The 22,304-nt window shown below is 35.9% G+C and carries 21 protein-coding genes and 1 pseudogene; 5 read left to right on the top strand and 17 right to left on the bottom strand.

The window, feature by feature from the left end; translation table 11 throughout:
• Positions 1–11: 11 nt before the first annotated feature.
• The 8 genes and pseudogenes from SO785_RS04685 to ezrA all read right to left on the bottom strand — a co-directional run bounded on the left by SO785_RS04685 (position 12) and on the right by ezrA (position 10,823).
• On the bottom strand, positions 12–689 hold the full coding sequence (locus SO785_RS04685) for an HAD family hydrolase (RefSeq protein WP_003546772.1): 678 nt from the start codon (positions 687–689) through the stop codon (positions 12–14).
• Positions 679–1,949 (bottom strand): annotated as a pseudogene (locus tag SO785_RS04690) (bifunctional folylpolyglutamate synthase/dihydrofolate synthase). The gene SO785_RS04685 and the pseudogene SO785_RS04690 overlap by 11 nt, the downstream one beginning before the upstream one ends.
• The gene (locus SO785_RS04695; RefSeq protein WP_003546768.1) at positions 1,950–4,589 is read right to left on the bottom strand and encodes a valine--tRNA ligase; all 2,640 of its coding nucleotides are present in this window, start codon (positions 4,587–4,589) and stop codon (positions 1,950–1,952) included. It lies immediately after the preceding pseudogene.
• 985 nt (positions 4,590–5,574) lie between these two features.
• Complete coding sequence (locus SO785_RS04700) at positions 5,575–5,727, bottom strand: hypothetical protein (protein WP_011254250.1); 153 nt, start codon at positions 5,725–5,727, stop codon at positions 5,575–5,577.
• Between the two features lie 161 nt (positions 5,728–5,888).
• Complete coding sequence (locus tag SO785_RS04705) at positions 5,889–6,599, bottom strand: pseudouridine synthase (RefSeq protein ID WP_003546764.1); 711 nt, start codon at positions 6,597–6,599, stop codon at positions 5,889–5,891.
• Between the two features lie 46 nt (positions 6,600–6,645).
• Entirely contained in the window at positions 6,646–7,863 is a 1,218-nt protein-coding gene (gene thiI / locus SO785_RS04710; RefSeq protein WP_003546762.1) for a tRNA uracil 4-sulfurtransferase ThiI, read from the bottom strand.
• On the bottom strand, positions 7,863–9,023 hold the full coding sequence (locus tag SO785_RS04715; protein WP_003546760.1) for a cysteine desulfurase family protein: 1,161 nt from the start codon (positions 9,021–9,023) through the stop codon (positions 7,863–7,865). Before SO785_RS04715 ends, thiI begins: the two co-directional genes overlap by 1 nt.
• 87 nt (positions 9,024–9,110) lie before the next feature.
• On the bottom strand, positions 9,111–10,823 hold the full coding sequence (ezrA, locus tag SO785_RS04720) for a septation ring formation regulator EzrA (RefSeq protein WP_003546759.1): 1,713 nt from the start codon (positions 10,821–10,823) through the stop codon (positions 9,111–9,113).
• Between the two features lie 281 nt (positions 10,824–11,104).
• Here ezrA and rpsD point away from each other — a divergent pair, with 281 nt between their 5' ends.
• From rpsD to SO785_RS04745, 5 genes are all read left to right on the top strand, one after another.
• Positions 11,105–11,716, top strand: coding sequence for a 30S ribosomal protein S4 (gene rpsD, locus SO785_RS04725; protein ID WP_011254249.1), 612 nt, complete (start codon positions 11,105–11,107; stop codon positions 11,714–11,716).
• A 90-nt stretch (positions 11,717–11,806) separates the two neighbouring features.
• The gene (locus SO785_RS04730; protein ID WP_011254248.1) at positions 11,807–12,274 is read left to right on the top strand and encodes a YueI family protein; all 468 of its coding nucleotides are present in this window, start codon (positions 11,807–11,809) and stop codon (positions 12,272–12,274) included.
• A 2-nt stretch (positions 12,275–12,276) separates the two neighbouring features.
• The gene (locus SO785_RS04735) at positions 12,277–13,596 is read left to right on the top strand and encodes a replication-associated recombination protein A (RefSeq protein ID WP_003546755.1); all 1,320 of its coding nucleotides are present in this window, start codon (positions 12,277–12,279) and stop codon (positions 13,594–13,596) included.
• A gap of 298 nt (positions 13,597–13,894) precedes the next feature.
• Complete coding sequence (locus SO785_RS04740) at positions 13,895–14,176, top strand: hypothetical protein (RefSeq protein WP_003546754.1); 282 nt, start codon at positions 13,895–13,897, stop codon at positions 14,174–14,176.
• A gap of 61 nt (positions 14,177–14,237) precedes the next feature.
• Complete coding sequence (locus tag SO785_RS04745) at positions 14,238–14,702, top strand: universal stress protein (RefSeq protein WP_003546753.1); 465 nt, start codon at positions 14,238–14,240, stop codon at positions 14,700–14,702.
• A 66-nt stretch (positions 14,703–14,768) separates the two neighbouring features.
• Here the strand turns inward: SO785_RS04745 and SO785_RS04750 are convergent, their stop codons facing one another.
• The 9 genes from SO785_RS04750 to atpA form a co-directional block, all read right to left on the bottom strand.
• Positions 14,769–15,962, bottom strand: coding sequence for an FtsW/RodA/SpoVE family cell cycle protein (locus SO785_RS04750; protein ID WP_003546752.1), 1,194 nt, complete (start codon positions 15,960–15,962; stop codon positions 14,769–14,771).
• A 21-nt stretch (positions 15,963–15,983) separates the two neighbouring features.
• On the bottom strand, positions 15,984–16,211 hold the full coding sequence (locus SO785_RS04755; protein WP_003546751.1) for a DUF2969 domain-containing protein: 228 nt from the start codon (positions 16,209–16,211) through the stop codon (positions 15,984–15,986).
• A gap of 8 nt (positions 16,212–16,219) precedes the next feature.
• Positions 16,220–16,513: a membrane protein insertion efficiency factor YidD gene (gene yidD / locus SO785_RS04760; protein ID WP_021721303.1), complete on the bottom strand. Its 294-nt coding sequence runs from the start codon at positions 16,511–16,513 to the stop codon at positions 16,220–16,222.
• 13 nt (positions 16,514–16,526) lie between these two features.
• On the bottom strand, positions 16,527–17,516 hold the full coding sequence (gene mreB, locus SO785_RS04765; protein ID WP_003546749.1) for a rod shape-determining protein: 990 nt from the start codon (positions 17,514–17,516) through the stop codon (positions 16,527–16,529).
• 83 nt (positions 17,517–17,599) lie between these two features.
• Complete coding sequence (locus tag SO785_RS04770) at positions 17,600–17,830, bottom strand: DUF1146 family protein (RefSeq protein ID WP_003546747.1); 231 nt, start codon at positions 17,828–17,830, stop codon at positions 17,600–17,602.
• A 69-nt stretch (positions 17,831–17,899) separates the two neighbouring features.
• Positions 17,900–18,340, bottom strand: a complete 441-nt coding sequence (locus tag SO785_RS04775; RefSeq protein ID WP_003546746.1) for a F0F1 ATP synthase subunit epsilon — start codon at positions 18,338–18,340, stop codon at positions 17,900–17,902.
• An 11-nt stretch (positions 18,341–18,351) separates the two neighbouring features.
• Complete coding sequence (atpD, locus tag SO785_RS04780) at positions 18,352–19,791, bottom strand: F0F1 ATP synthase subunit beta (RefSeq protein WP_003546745.1); 1,440 nt, start codon at positions 19,789–19,791, stop codon at positions 18,352–18,354.
• A gap of 22 nt (positions 19,792–19,813) precedes the next feature.
• The gene (locus SO785_RS04785) at positions 19,814–20,776 is read right to left on the bottom strand and encodes a F0F1 ATP synthase subunit gamma (protein ID WP_003546744.1); all 963 of its coding nucleotides are present in this window, start codon (positions 20,774–20,776) and stop codon (positions 19,814–19,816) included.
• A 10-nt stretch (positions 20,777–20,786) separates the two neighbouring features.
• Positions 20,787–22,298: a F0F1 ATP synthase subunit alpha gene (atpA, locus tag SO785_RS04790; protein ID WP_025079772.1), complete on the bottom strand. Its 1,512-nt coding sequence runs from the start codon at positions 22,296–22,298 to the stop codon at positions 20,787–20,789.
• Positions 22,299–22,304: the final 6 nt, after the last annotated feature.

Here is a 22,304-nt window from a genome sequence, read left to right on the forward strand (position 1 = left end):
GTAAAAAAGAGTTAAATTTTCTTCAAGAATTCTAAAAAGCTATCACAAATCATTACGGCATTTTGACGATCCTTGTCTGTTGGCGCAATCAAATCTGGGATCATCACGCATTTCAGCCCAGCACTAGTTGCTGCTTGCACACCAGTAGATGAATCCTCAAAAACCAAAATATTTTCTTTAGGAAGATTCATCTTTCTGGCTGCTGCCAGATAAATATCTGGAGCCGGCTTTGCCTTAATATGCCCTTTTTGCACATCTAAATAACTAAGATGAAAATCAAAATAATTTCTAATCCCAGTTTTCCAGAGCACATGTTGTAATACATCTTCATAATTACTTGATGCAATCGCCATGTGTAATCCACGCTTTTGAAATTCATCTAAGGCCTGTTGTACGCCTTTTTGCAGTTTTAATTTTCCTTGATCGGTCCACTGCCAGACCAGATCATCAGTCCTTTTAATAAATCGGTCGCGAGCCTCTTCAGTTTTAAAATACTTATGATAAAAATCTTGCATTTCTTTAACTGTAGCACCTGTTAATTCTAGATACGAATCTCTCGGCGTATTAATATTTTCTTCTTCTGCGGCTTGAATATTTGCATCCCAGTATAATTTTTCTGAGTTAACAAGTAAGCCGTCCATATCAAAAATCACGCCTTTAATATTGTCATCTATTCCTTTAACGCGCATTCTTTCGCCTCTTCCAATTTAAAATTGCACTTACTAAATAAAAAGAACCTGTGACAAGTAATACATCATTATCTGCCATTTTATTTTTCAATTTAGTAAACCCAGACCGATAATCTCTGTCATAATTATATCTTCTTTCCACGTCAATTGGAAAATCATTTTTTTCGCAGTTCGCGCATATGACAACGTGGTAAGTAACACATCATCGTCTTTATTGAATAAACTAAATACTTGCTCCAAATCTTTATCTTTCATCATTGTAATTAGAGCATGTACGTGTCCACCACGCTTTTGAGCAAGCTGATGAACTGTATTAAGCAGATTGGTCATCGCCTGAATATTATGCGCACCATCTAAAATAACCAATGGTTTTTGCTCCAAAATATGATAACGTCCCGGAATAATTGTTTGATCAATTGCATTTTCAATGTCTTCATCACTTAACTTCAAATTCAATAATGAAAAAGTTTTAAAGGCAACTGCAATATCATATGCTTCAACTTGCGCACGTAATACAAAATTCAACTTATACTGTGAATCGATATAATGGATTTTCTGATCAATGCTCACATTGAAATCTTTACCTAATAAATAGATAGGCGCATCTTCTATCTTGGCTTTTTGTTCTAAAATTGGCAAAACATTTTTAGGAATATTCCCTAATATTACAGGTCGATTATGCTTAATAACTCCACTTTTTTCACGTGCAATATCTTGGATTGTAGGTCCAATAATTTGTTCATGATCTAAACCAATCGTTGTAATAATACTTGCCTCGGGCATAATTACATTAGTTTTATCATGCTCACCACCAATACCAACTTCAATTACAGCATAATCACACTTTTTTTGGGCAAAGTATACAAAAGCTAAAGCAACTTCATATTCAAAAGTAACTAAAGAAAAGGCTGAATCTTCTTCTTGCAGTTCTTCATAAGCTTTTTGAACAATGTTAGCTACTACAATCAAATCTTGATCACTAATGTCTTGATTATCTAACTGAATTCGCTCATTAAATCGATAGACATAAGGTGATACAAAAAGGCCAGCCTTTTGACCGGCCTTTTTTAGTAGATTTGATAAATAGTAGGAAGTTGAACCTTTACCATTTGTACCCGTAATATGAATTGTTTTTACCTGATTTTGCGGATTACCTAATTTTTTTAACAATCTTTTGATAAAGGATAGATCATTTTTAGGATGTAAATGTGGCAAAGAATACAGATAATCAATTATTTTTTGAGCACTAGTAAACTTCAATTATTTACTCTCTTTCAAATCTTGAATTCTTTCACGAACACCGCTTAATTGACTTTCGTAGTCAGCCATCTTTTCCTTTTCTTTATTGACTACTGCTTCTGGAGCATGATCAACAAATCCTTTATTAGAAAGCTTCTTTTCGCAACGTGCAACTTCATCTTCAAGACGCTTAGCTTCTTTTTCCATCTTAGCAAGTTCTTCATCAACATTAACAAGTTCAGTTAATGGAACAAAGATTTGTGCACCTGGAATAACAGCAGTCTTAGCAAGTTTTGGAGCTTCGATATCTGCAGAAACTTCAAGCTTCTTTGGATGCAAGAAGTTTTCAACATAATCAACGTTTTCATCTAAGATATGCTTGTTGTTGAGATCATCAAGCTTAATCATGATGTCAATTTCTGAAGACATTGGAGCATTAACTTCCATACGGATATTACGAACAGCCTTAATTACTTCAATTAAGAAATCCATTTCTTGATCGGCAGTCTTGTTTTCAAATTCTTTGTGAGTTACTGGATATGATGCAGTCATGATTGACTTGCCTTCATGAGGCATTGAAAGCCATAACTTTTCAGTTACGAATGGCATAATTGGGTGCATCAAACGTAAGATTTGATCAAGAATCCAGATTAAGTTTTCTTGCTTTCTTGCCTTTAATTCTTCATCATCGCCATTTAAAGCAACCTTAGAAATTTCAATATACCAATCACAGAAGTCATTCCAAATAAAGTTGTAAGCTTCTCTTCCTGCTTCACCGAATTGATATTCACCAAACAAGCGAGTTACTTCACCAATTGTGTGGTTCAAACGATCAAAGATCCATTTGTCTGATAAGTCAAATTTGGAAGTATCTGGCATATGAGCTGGCTTAGCATCTTCTGGCAAGTTCATAATTACGAAACGACTTGCGTTCCAAATCTTATTAATGAAGTTCCAAGCAGCATCCATCTTGGTGTAGCTGAAACGAGTATCTTGACCAGGAGCAGTACCGTTCAAAAGAAACCATCTAAGAGCATCAGCACCATATTTGTCAATTACGTCCATTGGATCAATACCGTTACCCAATGATTTAGACATCTTTCTACCTTGTTCATCACGAATAAGACCGTGTAAAACAACGTCCTTGAATGGTCTTTCCTTAGTAAAGTGAAGACTTTGGAAAATCATTCTTGATACCCAGAAGAAGATAATGTCGTAACCGGTAACTAATGCATTAGTTGGGAAATAACGCTTGAAGTCTGGATTATCAGTGTCTGGCCAACCCATAGTTGAAAATGGCCAAAGAGCACTTGAGAACCAAGTATCAAGAACATCTGGATCTTGCTCCCAGTTTTCAATATCCTTAGGAGCTTCTTCACCTACGTAAGTTTCACCAGTCTTCTTGTTGTACCAAGCAGGAATACGGTGTCCCCACCATAATTGACGAGAAATTACCCAGTCGTGAACATTTTCCATCCAGTGGTTCAAAGTTTGTTCAAATCTTTCAGGAACGAAGTTAACCTTACCTTCAGATTTTTGGTTTTCCAAAACTTTGTCAGCAAGTGGCTTCATCTTAACGAACCATTGCTTAGATAATCTTGGTTCAACTTGAACGCCTGAACGTTCTGAGTGACCAACTGAGTGAACGATAGGTTCAACCTTAATTAAGTAACCTTCTTCTTTAAGATCCTTAACCAAAGCCTCACGACATTCGAAACGATCCATACCAGCATACTTGCCAGCTTCTTCGTTCATCGTACCATCATCGTTCATTACGTTGATACGCTTTAAGTTATGACGGTTACCTACTTGGAAGTCGTTAGGGTCATGGGCTGGAGTGATCTTTACAAGACCAGTACCAAATTCTGGATCAACGTGTTGGTCTTCAATAATTGGAATATGACGACCAACAAGTGGCAAGATTAATTCCTTGCCAACAATATCCTTGTATCTTGGGTCTCCTGGCGCAACAGCAACAGCAGTATCACCAAACATTGTTTCAGGACGAGTAGTAGCAATTTCTACAAAACCTGAACCATCTGCAAATGGATACTTAACGTGGTAGAAGGCACCCTTATCGTCTTTGTGAATAACTTCAATATCACTAAGTGCTGTTTCAAGCGTTGGATCCCAGTTGATAATGTATTCACCACGGTAAATAAGACCTTCGTTGTAAAGTTGAACGAAAACCTTCTTAACAGCCTTTGAAAGTCCCTTATCAAGAGTGAATCTTTCACGTGAGTAATCAAGTGAAAGGCCTAATTTTGACCATTGGCTCTTGATAATATTAGCGTATTCGTCTTTCCAGTCCCATACTTGCTTAACAAAGGCTTCACGTCCCATTTCATGACGATCTTTGCCTTGCTTACGCAATTTTGCTTCAACCTTAGCTTGGGTAGCGATTCCGGCGTGGTCCATACCTGGTAAGTACAAAGTATCGTAGCCTTCCATTCGCTTAAAACGAATCAAAGTATCTTGAATTGCTGTATCCCATGCATGGCCTAAGTGAAGCTTACCAGTAACATTTGGTGGTGGGATAACAATTGAATATGGGTGAGCTTTTTTGTCACCAGATGGCTTGAATAGATCTTCATCAAGCCATTCTTGATATCTGCCTTTTTCAACCTCATTAGGGTTGTATTTAGGTGCTAAATCTGTCATTAAAATTCCTCCAATAAAAAAGTCCTAGACAATATTGTCTAGGACGATTTACTAACCGCGGTACCACCTATGGTTTAAGCATATAAAATATGCTTCTCTCAATAAGCGATAACGGCGCTGAAGTGTCCGGATTAACCTACTTATGTTCAGTTAATCAGCAATCAAGCTACAAATCAACTTCTGGCCTCTCAGCTTCAATGGCTTTTCTCTGTAAATAAAGTCGATTCCTCTTGATTATGGCTTTGTTTACGATTATAGCATGAGTCTATTAATTATTGAAGTAGGTAAGGGATTTCAATAATTTATTTGATTAAATTGATGTCTTTAGCACGAACCCAAAGCCTTTTGCCATAGACACTGTAGTAGGTCTTACCATTATTTCTTCTTTTTTGACAATTTTATGACCATAACCATATTACTTAGTAAGCTTACCTCTTTATAAAGAAGCTATCATCTTAAACCCTTCAACAGTAGCTAAAATGTAACTCTTCTTAGATTTCTTATTCACAGTATTTGTAACTGCTAATTGGGTAGAACTTCTTAACATAAATTTTTTCACAAGTATAGAATTATTTATTGTTTTTTCTAAAAATTTTTAATATGGTAAAAGAGATATATTTATTAGAGATTTGGTAATGAGGAAATAAGATTTATGGAGAGCACTTCAAGCGTCATGTATTGGTTTATCTAATATATATAATTTAATAAAAACAAGTCTGAGCAATCTGACTTAAAACCAAAGAGTATGGAATTCAGAATAATTTAAAATGAATTTAATATTACCATAATTGACACAGATTTAGATTATAGTAATATAGCTATTCAATCCTAGTCAATGAATATGAAGAACTACTTTGATCAAAATAAAAGCACAAAATTCTCAATTAACAGAATTTCGTGCTTATTTCATTTGGAAAGCTAACCGAATTGACTTATTTTCTCTAGACTCTTCTAATATTTAAAAAGAAAGTTTATTTAACATGAGCTATTCATAATCAAGTGAATCGTAGTACTCTCGCTCCAAATATTCACCGACTGCTTGACCATAAGTATCTTGATTATCAGTTAGTCGCCCCGTATCAGTTAAGACAGAATTATTTTCATCTATTTCATCAACCGGATCAAACAAAGAGCCCAAAATTTTCTTATTATTTAAAGACTACAATAAAATTACCTTTATATTATAAGCAATTTAATATTCTACTAAATTTCCCCCAAAAAAATTTAAATATACTTAGTACATTATGCTTGATGATGTTTCCATTTAGCAAACTTATATCCTTTGCTTCTTATAAATTATCACTTTACATTCTCTATTTCATCTAAGCTAAGCTCAACATATTTTCCGCGTTTCAGATCAGCTGGCAAACATAACTTTCCCATCGCTAATCTATCCAATGCCATAACTTTCATCCCTACCGCACCAAACATTCTTTTAATTTGGTGATACTTTCCTTCAGATATTTCAATTTCAATCTCAGAAGTAGCATTTTCTCTATCCTGCTTTAAAATCCTCAACTTAGCAGGCTTTAACTTAGTTCCATCGCCCAGTGTCATACCCGATGCGAAAGTTTTTACAGTTTCATCATCCGCTACACCCGCAATTTGCGCTCGATAAACTTTTGCAACATGTTTGTTAGGTGCTAACAACTCATGATTTAATTGACCATCATTAGTCAACAGAAGCAAGCCCGTCGTATCTTTATCTAACCTACCCACAGGGGCTATTCCTTGATAACGATCTTCAGGCTTAAGTAATGAAATAACTGTCTTTTGACTTCGATCTTCCGTTGCAGATAGCACGCCTGTAGGTTTATTCAACAAAAAGTAATGATACTTTTGATAAGCTACTTTCTCACCATTTACAGTAACAACGTCATCTTCATTAATTTTTTCTTTTGGTGTTTTTACAGTTTTACCATTAACATCAACTAAGCCTTTTTTGATTAATTGATGAACTTCTTTTCTTGAACCAACATTCATGTTGGCTAAATATTTATCAATTCTCATATTTCACCTATAAAAAAAGCTAGAAGTCTGGCTTCTAGCTTTTTTCCTACAATAAGTCTGCGTCTTCTTGTGCCTTATCATCTAAGAACTTTTGATTTGGATAAATTGGCATTACTTCAATTCCATCCAAAGCTCTTTGAATTAAACCTTCAACATCAAGACGAGCTTCATATTCACGTGCCTTATCAAGCTTTGGCTTAGTCTTAGGACGTGGTGGAGCAAAAATCGTACAACAATCTTCAAATGGTTGAATTGAAAGATCGAAAGTACCAATTTCTTCAGCCTTAGCAATAATTTCGGTCTTATCCATTGTTGCAACGGGACGAATAACTGGTGTAGTTGTGACATCATTAATTGCGACCATTGATTCCAAAGTTTGAGAAGCAACTTGACCAACGGATTCACCGTTAAAGATAGCTAAACCACCGCGCATCGCACGAATGCGATCAGCAAGTTGAAGCATGAAACGACGTTGAACAGTCATCAAGTAACCTTCAGGCAACTTCTCTTTAATAGTTTCTTGAATTTCAGCAAATGGCACAGCAATAAAATTAATCTTACCTGCATAATTTGCCAAAATGCCAGTAAGTTCCTTAGCCTTAGCCAATGCCTTTTCAGTAGTGTATGGAGGACTGAAGAAATGAACCATTTCAATATCTACGCCGCGTTTAAGAGCAAGCCATGATGCAACTGGCGAATCGATACCACCCGAAAGCATCATTACCGCCTTACCCGCAGTACCAACCGGCATCCCTCCAACACCATGAAGAAGTTGGTTAGAAATATAAACAGCATCTTGACGCACTTCAATTCTAAGAACTAAATCAGGGTGCTTCATTTCAGCCTTCAAGTTATCAATATTATCAAACAAGAAGTCTCCAACTAAGTTGTTAAGTTGGTTAGTGTCATATTCAAACTTATGATCACTACGCTTAGTATTAATCTTAAAAGTCATTCCTGGCTTAAAAGTTTCTTTCATCAATTCCAAAGAAGTTTTTTCAATATCTTCTAAAGTCTTAGGAATTTTGATTGCAGGTGAGTAGGTTTGAATACCAAATACTTTTTTAAGGCGCTTATCTACTTCTGTAAATGGTGCGCCATTTAAAATAATATGCATTCGGTCATGACGAGGATGAAATTCAATTTGTGGGAAGTCTTTTAAAACTCTTTCAACGTTAGTTGCCAAACGATTGATAAAGTCTTTTCTATTCTTTCCCTTAGTTGAGAGTTCCCCGTAACGGACCATAACTTCTGTATATTCCATTAATTTTCTCCCAAGTGATTAATTTTAGCAAAATGATTGTAGATCTTATCAAAGACCTTAATAAATTCATCTGCTTCTTCGAGCGTATTCGTTTCATCAAAACTTAAACGAATTGCACTAGTAGCAATCTTATCATCAATACGCATAGAAACCAAGGTGCTTGCTTCATCTGCTGTCTTCGAAGCACAGGCAGAAGTAGTTGAAGTATAAATATCTTGATCTTCTAAAGTATGGACCAAAGTTTCACCACGAATACCTTCTAAGGCAAAGCAAAGAATATGTGGGGCAAAGCCGTCACTTACTGGTGAAAAGATATCAATTCCTGGCTTATCTTTTAAGTAATCCACAATCTTTGCCTTAATAGCTGCTTCACGACTAGCTTTTTCGGGCTCATTTTCTAAAAGCAAACGGATTGCCTTGGCCATACCAGCAATTGCAGGTAAGTTTTCAGTACCTGAACGAATACCCTTTTCTTGGCCACCACCATCATTTAATGGGGCAAGCATCTTACCTTCTTTTTTATAAAGAACACCAATGCCACGTGGAGCGTGAAATTTATGAGCAGATAAACTTGATAAGTCAACTCTTGGTGTAAAGACCTTATCCCAGATATCCTTCCCTAAAGCTTGTACATTATCAACGTGGAATTGAATAGTCGGATAATTTTCAAGCAAGTCACTAATTTCATCAATTGGTTGAATAGTCCCTATTTCATTATTTACACCCATGATTGAAACAAGTGTCGTATCTGAGTCAATGGCATTTCTTAAATCATTGACATTAACTCTACCTTCCTTATCTACTGGAAGGCGAGTTACTCTCCACCCTAAATTTTCAAGTGCAGTTAAACTATTAGCAACTGATGCATGTTCAACACTTGAAGTAATAATATGCTTACCAAATTCACGCTTTTGAATAGCAGTTCCTTTAATTGCAGTATTATTTGATTCTGTACCACCAGAAGTAAAGAAAATCTCATGTTGCTTAGTACCAAGTAATTCAGCAATTTGTTTACGTGATGATTCAAGCAACTGGTGGGCACGATCACCCATTTTATGTAAACTTGATGGATTTCCCCAGATATTGGTTGCTACCTTATTATATGTATCCAAAACTTGAGGATCTATTTTAGTTGTTGCACTATTATCAAAATAAATCACAAATATTACCCCTCTACTAAAAAACGGCCAAGAAATTGACCGTTTTAATGACTTTTAAATTTTATCCTAAATAATGAAATGCTTCAATTATTTATTCTTTTGATCCGAATAATATGAGTTTTCAAGACGTTGATAACTACCTGGTTCTACTTTTTCAATTGCTGTAGCAATAGTATCAAGTGCTTCTTTATAGTTATATTCATTGTAATATTGCATTGCCAATTTTTGCGCTTGCTTAATAGATTCATTATCAGCATACTTGTTTGAATACTGCATTGTTAATTCAACCAAGTTAGCAGAATTAATTATATCGTCAGCTTCACGTTTAAGTCTTTCAACATCGTCAGAGATTTGAATTAATTCAGCAGATATCTTTTCCATATTGATTCTTACTTGACTTAATTCATCACTTACATGTCCAATTTCATTAACAACCAAAGTATACATTTGAATAAAACTATCAGGATTACCTGGTAAATTTCGTCTTTCAAGACGACGATATACTAACGAAACATCTTGCTTAAAGTGCTTAATTGAATCATTAGCAACATTTTCTGAATCATAAAGTCCATCAACATCTGTAGACATCTTTGCTTGTTCATCATCTATTTCGCGTAAGCGATCAAGCATTTGAAGCCAAGAATCTTGAATTGCAGAGTAAACACCTTTACCATCAGCAATATTTTGAGTATCAACCGTATATTGACGATTCATATCGTTAACTTCTTTTTCAAGTTCTTTACTTTTTTCTAATTCACCATGAGTTAATTCATAACTCTCATCAATATGTTGCAATTTTTCAACTAATTTCTTTGAAGCAGCTTGTTGATGAGTGATTAAAGTTAACATCTTTGCTTGATTTTTTTCAACAAATGGTCGAGCTTTATATTCTTTAGCTAAAATATCATACAAATCATTAATTTCACCAGAAATTTTCTTATTTGCTTTAGCTAAATCATCTACTTTAGTTTCCGCTAAAAGTTCTCTTGCTTCATCGATTTCGCCATGTATATCTTTAATTCGTCCTAAAACATCTACGTCAGTAATGTAATATTTTTCTGACAACATCTTTTTATATGCATCAGATATCTCTTTAAGTTGATCTTGAAAGACAATTTCTAATTGATGATGTCCTTCCTTAATTTTAGGAAGTTTCTTTTGCAAAGCACCTAAAGCCATCCTAATTTTAGAAAGGACACGTTTAGCTTCAACATGATCACCTTGAGAAGAAAGATTCTTTGCTTCTTCAAAATCGCTTTCCATAGAAGCAAGCTGATCTTCAATTTGATCAATAGCTTCTCCATACTCAAATGATTCTGCCAAAACTTCTTTTCTCAGCTCACGATATACCTTAATCAAAGCATCATATTGAATCTGATTTTCTTTATTTGATTCGAGAAGCTCTGTAAAAACAGCCTTAGTATTGCGTGCATCCTCTAAGGTCGGCTTAATAATTTCCTGTGCTTCTTTGATATTCTTTCTAGCTTTAAAAAGTTTATAAGTTGTATTTTCATTTGCTGCTTCTTCGACTAATTTTTGTACACGCGGTAATTTCTTAGTTGAAGCTTCTTTATAACTTTTACGCCAGGTATTTAATGTGGTTAGACTTTCACCGGCCAAATCCATTTTATCCAGTCGTTCAATATCATTTTCCAGATGCATTTTTAAAATTTCATTAACTGATGCATCAATTACTTCAATTTCTCGCATTTGCTTACGATTAACAAGTAACATTGAAGCAATAACGACAATAATAAGGATGACAACGGCGATAATAATAATAGTTTGAATTGATGACATTGTTTATCCTCCAAAACTAACATAATTATAACAAAACATGGCCTAAAGAGGTGGAAAAGCTGTCTTTTTCTTGATTTATTATTTTGAACTCTATATAATACTATTCGTGTAAAATATTTGCAGCAATAAGTGACAAGAACGTCAACATCTTAAAACGCTTTAGTGAACGAGTAACCCGCGCTGCATTGGGCGAAAATGTAAATTTAAGATGCACGAATGTTAAACTTATTCGTAATATTTTACTCCAGAAATTATTATTTAAATTTTATGGAGGATTTTTCATGTCAAGATATACAGGTCCAAGTTGGAAGCGTTCAAGAAGATTAGGTATCTCACTTTCAGGTACTGGTAAGGAACTTGCACGTCGTAACTACGCTCCAGGTCAACACGGTCCTAACAGCCGTGGTCGTTTGTCAGAATATGGCCAACAATTACACGAAAAGCAAAAGTTACGTTGGATGTACGGTTTAAACGAACGCCAATTTAGAACTTTATTCATTCGCGCTGGTAAGATTCGTGAAGGTCAACACGGTATTAACTTCATGATCTTGCTTGAACGCCGTTTAGACAGTATTGTTTACCGTCTCGGTTTAGCTACTACTAGAGAACAAGCTAGACAATTAGTTAACCACGGTCACATCACTGTTGATGGCAAGCGTGTTGACATTCCTTCATACGAAGTCAGTGTTGGTCAAACTATTGGCTTGAAGGATAAGTCAAAGAACTTGCAACAAATCAGGGATGCTTTGGAAGCAACTACTGCTCGTCCATCATTTGTTTCATTTGATGAAAACAAGATGGAAGGTACTCTTGTACGTTTACCAGAACGTGACGAAATGGAACCAGAAATTGACGAATCACTCGTTGTTGAATGGTACAACAAGTTACTTTAATTTTTACATTTTATTTTGTCCAAAAACCTTTCTCTTTATGGGAAAGGTTTTTTGTTACAATTATTAATAAAATAGAAAGGATGGCTAATTATGACTGAAGATTTAAATAAACGTGTTGAGCAAGCCGCACAAGGTATTACTCCTCAAACTAAACCAGATGAACGTAGACGTTATTTAGGTTCTCTACGTGAACGTGTCTTAGTTCGTTTAAATAATACAGAAGTTAAAGATCCTAAGTTAACTGCATTATTTTTAAAACATATAACTGATTTTAAGGGATACACTATTTTAATTAATGGAAATATCACAGATGATGGTTTTTTGGGCGAAGTAGAAGCTGCCTGCAGTAAGGAAGATATTCCCTTCACCTTAGTTAACAACGAAACTGCGAAGACCGGTCCTGAAGATACTGCTATCTTAGTTGTTGCTAAAACTGCAATCAATCATCCACGAGTTGAAATTAACCAAGTTTACCCACCAGAAATGCCAAAAACAGAGCTAAGTGCGCCAAGTAAAAAGCATGAAAGTTTTTGGCACCATTTATTTCATAAGGACTAAAAATGAAACCATTAGCATATCGTATGCGACCAAAAAAGATTGATGAAGTCGTTGGTCAGCAACATTTAATTGGTCCTGGAAAGATTATTCGGCGAATGGTTGAAGCTCGTATTCTTTCATCAATGATTTTATATGGACCTCCTGGTATTGGAAAAACAAGTATTGCAAGTGCGATCGCAGGTTCAACCAAATACGCATTTAGAAAATTGAATGCCGCCACTGATGGAAAAAAGCAATTACAACAAGTAGCTGAAGAAGGAAAAATGAGTGGTACAGTAATTTTGCTTTTAGACGAAATTCATCGACTTGACAAAACAAAGCAAGATTTTTTATTACCTCTGCTTGAATCTGGTCAAATCATTTTAATCGGGGCAACAACTGAAAATCCTTACATCTCTATTTCTCCTGCCATTCGCTCTCGTTGTCAAATTTTCGAATTAAAACCATTATCTGCAGAAGATGCATCTAAGGCTATTGACCGCGCGCTCAAAGATACAGAAAATGGCTTAGGGAAATATAAAGTTCAATTAACTGAGGATGCACGCGATCTTTTAATTGAAAAAGGCAATGGTGATTTACGAACAACATTAAATAGCCTTGAATTAGCCGTTCTCTCTACCAAGCAAGAATTAAAAGATAATCATAAAGACGAGTCGACCATTTTAATTACACAGCAAGAAATGGCTGATTCTATTCAAACTAAAATCCAAAACTTTGATGCTTCCGGTGATGGACACTATGATTTGGTTTCGGCTTTTCAAAAGTCTATTCGTGGCTCAGATACAGACGCTGCCTTACATTATTTAGCTCGTTTGATTGAATCCGGAGATTTAATTTCTATTTGTCGCCGATTAACGGTTATCGCATACGAAGATATTGGTTTAGCTAATCCACCCGCTGCTGAACGTGCTGTAACTGCCGTTCAGGCTGCTCAAATGATCGGATTACCCGAAGCAAGAATTCCACTTGCAAATGCCGTAATAGAGCTAGCTTTATCGCCCAAAAGTAACAGTGCCATTTCTGCTATCGATGCGGCACTTACTGATGTAAAAACCAAAAAAATCGGGTCTATTCCCGACCATCTAAAAGATGCCCATTATTCTGGTGCTAAGAAATTGGGTCATGGTATTGATTATCTATACCCACATGATTATCAAAATGACTGGGTCCCACAACAATATTTGCCCAATAATTTAACTCAAGCAGAATACTTTACTCCTAAGGGCAATTCTAAAGCAGAGGAGCGTTATAAAGTTACTTATAAAAACTTAAAAGATATGCAGAAAAAAGGATTAACAAAGCGAAGTCCTAAGAACCCATAATTGTTGACAAAAAATATTATATTGCGTATCATAATATGTGATCTGAGTTGATCAGCAAGCTTAAATGTATAAAGTTGACCGATCAAACTATAAGACGTGGTGGTTGGCAAATAACTACCGAATCGGAATACTGCCTTGTTGCAGGATCCATATTCGCTGCGATGCTGACCGAATTTTTGAACATTGCGGGTTCAACAAGCGTCATTATGCTATGTTTAGTCAACTCGGATTTTTTTAGAATATTAACTAAGACGGTCTTAACGGGCCGTCTTTTTTTACGGTTGGAGAGAAATTACGTATGGCGATTAAAATTGTAATGATCATTTTTATCCTTTTATTATTACTTACTTCTTGGTATATGTGGCACAGACGCAATGGTCATTTCTTAATTTATGATGTTGGTGGCGATCCTCGTTTATCTAACGTTTTAAAATGGACTTCAATCGCACTTTTAATTGAAAGTGTCATTGGAATTTTTATCTTATTCATGGGCAATAAATATCTTAATTTAATTACTTTATTCCTCGCCTCATTAACTATCCTGACGTTCAGCCTACTGATTACCAATAATAAAAGATAATTAATTCCTAATAATAGCTAGAATTTTGGTAAAATAGATATAAGAAAGAGGTGCAAAGAAAATGCTTTCACAATATAAGAATATTCAAGTTTCTGTCGATGGCTCAAAAGAAGCCGATTTAGCTTTCAGCAAGGCTGTTGCTATTGCCAAGCGTAATAATGCAACATTAGAGATTTTACATGTTATTGATACTCGTTCATTTCAAAATGTATCTAGCTTTGATTCAGCAATGGTTGAACAAGTTTCTAAAGATGCAGAAAAGAGAATGAAAGATTATCAAGCTCGTGCTGCCAAAGCTGGTGTAACAGATTCACACTATTCAATCGAATTTGGTTCACCTAAGACAATTATTGCTCGTGATTTCCCTGAGAAGCATAACATTGATTTAATCGTTGTCGGTGCTACCGGATTAAACGCTGTTGAACGTCTATTAATTGGTAGCGTTACTGAATATGTAACTAGAACTTCAAAATGTGACGTTTTAGTATGCCGTGCTGAAGAAATTGCTGATGCTTTAGAAAAATAATTTAATAATTTTTGTATAAAAAAAGATTGATTCAAGTAGAAAACTGAATCAATCTTTTTTATTATCTTAAAAATCGCCTGCTGTACTAAACATGTAATCACGATTATGGAATTTCATTGATAAGATCAAACCGATACCGATCATGTTACCTAACAAAGCGGAACCACCTTGCGATACAAACGGTAATGGAATACCAGTCAATGGTAACAAATCAATATTCATACCAATATTTTCAAAAACATGGAATAAAATCATCATGATAACACCGGTAGAAATATATGAATAAAATACATTTCTTGTATCAAATGAAATTCTTACCATTTGGACAATTAAGTATAAATAAATCAAAATCAAAACTACACAGCCGACAAAACCAAAGTTTTCACCAATAACTGAGAAAACCATGTCAGATCCACGAACTGGAACATATACGCTAGCTTTACCAAAGCCATTACCAAACAATTGTCCTGAACCAATCGCCTTCATACTTTGCCATAATTGATAAGCACCAGAAGACGTATCGCCAGATGGATCAAGCCATGATTTAATTCTTTCAAACTGGTAAGCTTGGAAGAAATGACTCAAAAATGACTGTCCACCTGGAGTTACAACTAACAAAATTATAGCAATCGCACCGATAATTACCATACCATAAATCGGAATGATAATTTTCCATGATATCCCGGAAACTAAAACTACACCACCAACGATGGCAATGAAAACTAACATAGTACCAAAGTCATTTTGTAATTTTAATAAAATTGCTACCGGAGCTAACCAGGCAATTATCTTACCTAAAAGAAGCCAGTCAGTTCGGATCGTATGACCATATTTGTCATTATGGTCTTTAATCACGCGAGCCAGCATTAAAATAAAAGCAGGCTTCATTAATTCCGAAGGCTGAAAAGTAATCGGCCCTAATTTAAACCAACTTTTAGCCCCTGTATCTGCGGCCACACTACGGTTATACAAGAACAATACCGCTATCAGCAAGAATATCGCTATTCCAAAAAATATCGGAGCAATTTTAAACAATTGATCTGCATCAAACTGCATGACCACTATAACAATTGCTACCGAAATTAAATACCATAATGCCTGCATAACAACCGCTCTAACTGGTGAACCAATATGACTCGGATCACCTAAAGCTGCTACATAAATACAGTACAAACTAATTAAAGCCAAAAGTGCTACAGGAATAATGATATTCCAAGCTAATCGATCTACTAAGCTCGTCTTATTTTCAACTTTTGCCATTAAATAATCACTACTTAAACTTTATTTTTCATGTAATGTAAAGTATGAAAGCAAATCGTTAATACTACTTTCAAGACTATTGGCAAACAATACGTTGCTTGTCTTTGAAGTAGTAGCACGATATCGACCTTCTACCTTTTCAATTAAACCAATGGACTTTTTATTAGGAATAATAACTTCCCAGGTTGGCAAATTTTTGCCCTTAAGTTCATTAACTTCAATATCAATATTTTCTAACTTTTTAGACATAAATCCTCCTACTTGCTATCCGGATGAAACTTAGATGCGATAATTTCATCTTCATATCTTTCCGGATGCGGATTTCGAAAAATAGTAAAATTATCAGGAACTGGGTCCACTCCACCACGAATAAATGGGTTACATCTTAGTATACGACAAATTCCCATCACTAGTCCCAATATTGGGCCATGCTTTTTTAAGGCATCAATCATATAGTTAGAGCATGTTGGATAGTATCTACAACTTGGTGGAAAAAGCGGCGAAATTAATTTCTGATAAACTCGTACCACAAAAATCAAAACCTTGCGCAAGTAATCTCCTCACTTAGTGTCGTTGATGCTTTTCAATATTTTTAAGCAAAGTACCTGTACCTAAAGCAACTGCTTCAAGTGGATGATCAGCTGTTAAAACTGGTACTTGCAAATAATATGAGATCAACTTATCAATATTCTTTAATAATGCTCCACCACCTGTAAGCATGATACCACGATCAATGATATCGGCAGAAAGCTCAGGTGGTGTAGTTTCCAAAACTTCTTTAGCTGCTGCAACAATAGACATTAATCCATCTTGCAAAGCTGATTGAATCTCTGGCGCAGTGACTGTTGTTTGCTTAGGTAAACCATCAACCACGTCACGACCACGTACAGTAATTTGCTTATCTTCTTCTGGTTCGAATGCACTACCAATTTCAATTTTGATTTGTTCAGCAGTTCTAGAACCAATTAACAAATTATGCTTGTTCTTAATATAACTAATAACAGCTTGATTCATTCGATCACCAGCATAACGTAAAGAACGAGAAGTTACAATTTCACCCATAGATAAAACTGCAACATCAGTTGTTCCACCACCGATGTCGATTACCATATTACCTTGTGGCTTAAAAATATCCAAGCCGGCACCTACAGCTGCAACCTTTGGTTCAAAATCAAGGTAAACTTTTCCTCCACCTGATTTTTCAGCTGCTTGAATAATTGCCTTTTGTTCAATTGAAGTAACTCCTGTAGGAGCACAAATTAAAATATTTGGCTTGGACATAAAGCCTTTAACGTTTAATTTTTCAATAAAGTAAGACAGCATTTCTTCTGTAATATCAAAGTCTGCAATTACCCCATTTTTTAATGGGCGAATTACACGAATATTACCAGGAGTTCTACCTACCATTTCATATGCATCCGAGCCAACTGCAACTACTTTATTTGTATCAGTATTCACAGCAACAACTGAAGGTTCGTTTAAAACGATACCCTTACCAGAAACATTGATTAGTACATTAGCTGTCCCTAAATCGATTCCTATATCTCGTGCCACAATAACCCTCCATAATTATTCATCGTTAATTTTACCATAAATAACGAATAGTTTCCTTTACTGTCAATGTTTTAACATAATCTTTAAAACAAATTACTTAATTGCATAGACGTATCTATAAAGGTTATCACAAAGTTACCTATTAAAAATCCTAATGCAATTGCTAAAAATAAATATAACAGTTGCGTTTCAAAGACATGTCCTTTGCGGATTATTTTTTCTAATTGAACAGCTTTCATTGCCTGAAAAGACAATCCAATTGCAATCAAATAAACTATTATACTGATAATGGCATGAATTCCTAATTGAAACATAAAAATTCCTTTATTTTTTACTTAAATAAACAAAAATGGCCTGGGAAAACTCCCCAGACCACTTTTATTTTAATGACCTCTAGCGTTGTAAACACTAATTCGGTTCATTGCTCGTTTCAAAGCAACTTGTGCTCGTTCCAAATTACGCTCATCATGCTTCTCACGCGCTTCTCTTAAACGTTTCTCGGCACGTTCCTTAGCGGCTTGTGCACGAGACACATCAATATTTCTAGCACGTTCAGCACTATCAGCAACAATAGTTGCAACGTTATTGGAAAACTCAATATAACCACCACTAATGGCTATATGATCAATTCTAGATCCCATCTCACGACTTCGTTTAACCTTGACTTCACTAATTGCAAGTGGAGTCAAAATTGGAATGTGATTATATAAGATTGAACGTTCACCATCAATAGCACGTACATCAACAATGCTTCCACGATGAGAATAAATCATTCCATTAGGAGTTACAACAATTACTTTAAAAAGTTTCTCTGGATCTGCCATTTGACATCACCCTACTTTTCTAGTAATGCTTTAGCTTCTGGATCACTTGGAGTTACACCCATTTCTTGTGCTTTCTTCAAAACATCTTCAATTGGGCCGACACCACGGAAGGCATCTTCTGGTAAATCATCAAGGTGACCATCTAAGATAAGCTTAAAGCCCTTAATGGTTTCTTTAATTGGAACATATGAACCTGGTACACCAGTAAATTGTTCTGCAACAAAGAAGTTTTGTGACAAGAAGAATTGAACTTTACGTGCACGAGCAACGATCAATTTTTCTTCATCTGACAATTCATCCATACCTAAAACAGAAATAATATCTTGTAATTCATGGTAACGTTGCAAAACATGTTGAACACGAGTAGCAACTTCATAGTGTTCCTGACCAACAACTTCAGGATCAAGGGCACTTGAAGATGATTCAAGTGGATCAACAGCTGGATAAATACCTTGTTCTACTAAACTACGTTCCAAGTTAGTAGTAGCATCCAAGTGTGCGAATGTGGTTGATGGAGCTGGGTCAGTATAGTCATCGGCAGGAACATAAACGGCTTGAATTGAAGTAATTGAACCCTTCTTAGTAGAAGTAATTCTTTCCTGCAATTGACCCATTTCTGTTGCCAAAGTTGGCTGATAACCTACGGCACTTGGCATACGACCAAGCAAAGCAGATACCTCTGAACCAGCCTGAGTAAATCTAAAGATATTGTCAATAAAGAGCAATACGTCTTGACCTTCAACATCTCTAAAGTATTCAGCAAGTGTCAAACCGGTTAATGCAACACGCATTCTGGCACCAGGCGGCTCGTTCATCTGACCAAATACCATGGCAGTCTTACTTAAAACGCCTGAAGCTTTCATTTCAAAGTAAAGGTCATTACCTTCACGAGTTCTTTCACCAACACCAGTAAATACGGAAATACCACCGTGTTCTTGAGCGATGTTGTGAATTAATTCTTGAATAATAGTAGTTTTACCAACACCGGCACCACCAAACAAACCAACTTTACCACCACGAACATATGGTTCAAGAAGGTCGATAACCTTGATACCAGTTTCAAGAATTTCACGACTAGTAGTTAAATCTTCATATTTAGGTGCTTCCTTGTGGATACCCTCACGTGGGTGATCCTTTGGAAAGGCTGGACCACCATCAATAGGCTGTCCTAAAACGTTAAACACACGACCTAAAGTGTCTTCTCCAACTGGAACTGAAATTGGAGCGCCAGTATCTTCGACTTTCATACCACGACGAAGACCATCGGTAGATTCCATGGCGATTGTTCTTAAAACACCATCACCGAGTTCAAGTGTAACTTCAAGAACGATGCTTTCATCTTCGGACTTGATTACACGTAAGGCGTTGTTAATATCAGGTAAATTCTTATCGATTGGGAATTTTACATCGACAACAGGGCCGATTACTTGAACGATTTCACCTTCACTCAAAACATCTACCTCCTTTTCTTTATTACTCTAAGGCATTTGCACCACTGATAATTTCAGTAATTTCAGTGGTAATCTGTGCCTGTCTAGCACGATTTAATTTTGTAGTTAAATTTGATACTAAATCATTAGCGTTATCAGTTGCACTCTGCATTGCTGTCATTGAACTAGCATGTTCAGCAGTTTTTGCATCTAAGATAGCACCATAGATAGTTGAACGAGCATATTGAGGAAGTAACTTCATTAATACGCTGTTAACATCTGGTTCAATATCATATTCTAATTCTTTATGTGCTTCAGCTTCTTTAACACCAATATCTAAATCGACAATTGGTAACATTTTTTCAACACGGAAAGCAGATGACAATGAATTTACATGGTGCGTATAACATACATAAAGCTGATCATATACGCCATTCAAGAACATCTTAATAGCGGTTGAAACAATTGGTAAAACTTCATCAAAAGTAGGCACATCAGAAACACCATCTTTTTCATAAACAACATTAACGTTATTTTTCTTAAAGAATTGTGCTCCAACAGATCCAACAGCAAGAACTTTCACTTCACGTCCTTGTGCACGTTCGTCATCAAAAATACTCATCATATTCTTAATAACTGAACTATTGTAAGAACCTACCAATCCACGATCACCAGTAACAACTAAGAATCCGGTTGTCTTGATATTCTTACGTGGTTGAATCATATCAGCAGTAATACCTAGACCAAAGACATCAGTATAATCGATCTTAGAGATATTATTTTTATCAATTGAAATATCTCTTTCACGTAAACTATCAACCACTTGTGAACTAATTAAGTGAGAAATAGTTTTACGAACATGATCGTTATAAACTGTATAATCCTTATCACGATTTTCTGTTTGATTCAACTTTGATGCAGAAACCATTCTCATAGCTTCTGTAATTTTACCAGTTTGTTTAACTGAAGCAATTTTTCTCTTTAACTCAAGTAAAGATGCAGGCATAATCTACCTCCTATTTTTCACTTGGTGTAAAGCTTTCACTGAATTCCTCAATAGCTGCTGATAATTCCTTGTCATCTGGTAATTTACCGGTTTCACGAATTGTCTTAAGCAAATCAGCATGACTGCTATCAAAATTATCAAACAATTCATTTTGGAAACGACTAATGTCTTCGACTGGAATAGCATCAAGATAGCCATGAGTCAAAGCATAAAGAATTAAAACTTGCTTTTCTACAGGAATTGGATCATGAAGTGGTTGCTTCAAAACTTCAACAGTTCTTTGACCTCTATTAAGCTTAGCTTGAGTTGCTTGATCAAGATCACTACCAAATTGGGCGAAACTTTCAAGTTCGCGATAAGCAGCAAGGTCAGTACGTAAAGTACCAGCAACCTTCTTCATTGCCTTGATCTGAGCATTACCACCAACACGAGAAACTGAGTTACCAGCGTCAATAGCTGGACGAGTACCAGCAAAGAATAAATCACTTTGCAAGAAAATCTGCCCGTCAGTAATTGAAATTACGTTGGTTGGAATATATGCAGAAATATCTCCGGCTTCAGTTTGAATAATTGGCAAAGCTGTCAATGATCCACCACCAAGTTTGTCACTTAACTTAGCACTACGTTCAAGTAAACGTGAGTGCAAGTAGAAGACGTCACCTGGATAAGCTTCACGACCAGGCGGACGACGGAGAAGCAAGGAAAGTTCACGGTAAGCAACAGCTTGCTTGGATAGGTCGTCAAATACGATCAATACATCCTTGCCATTGTACATAAATTCTTCACCCATTGCGGTACCAGCATATGGTGCAATATAAAGCATAGGAGCTGGTTCGCTTGGGCCCGCTTCAACAACAATAGTGTAATCCATTGCGCCAAAACGCTTTAAAGTTTCTACTTGAGTTCTAACGGTTGATTCCTTTTGACCAATAGCAACGTAAATACAAATTACGTCTTGTCCTTTTTGATTAAGGATAGTATCAATAGCCAAACTAGTCTTACCAGTCTTACGGTCACCAATAATCAATTCACGCTGACCACGACCAATAGGAACTAAGGCATCAATAGCCTTAATACCAGTTTGAAGTGGTTGATTAACTGATTGACGGTCCATAACACCTGGAGCTTTAGCTTCAATAGGACGAGTCTTGTCAGACTTAATTTCACCTAAACCGTCCACTGGTTGACCCAATGGGTTAACTACTCTACCGATTAAGGCGTCACCAACAGGAACTTCCATGATTCGACCAGTTCTTTGAACACGGTCACCTTCACGAATATTGTCAAATTGACCTAAAATAATGATACCAACATCATTTGATTCAAGGTTTTGAGCAATACCAAATGAACCGTTATCAAATTTTAATAACTCACCAGACAATACATCATCTAGTCCGTGAGCTCGGGCGATACCATCACCAACATAAGTTACAACACCAACTTCGTTGATATCGAGCTTATCATCGTAATGTTCAAGTTGTTGCTTGATCAAGGAGCTAATTTCTTCCGCTTTAATGCTCAATGGTTT

Origin of the sequence: Lactobacillus acidophilus (assembly GCF_034298135.1) — a bacterium.
Lineage (GTDB): Bacteria > Bacillota > Bacilli > Lactobacillales > Lactobacillaceae > Lactobacillus > Lactobacillus acidophilus.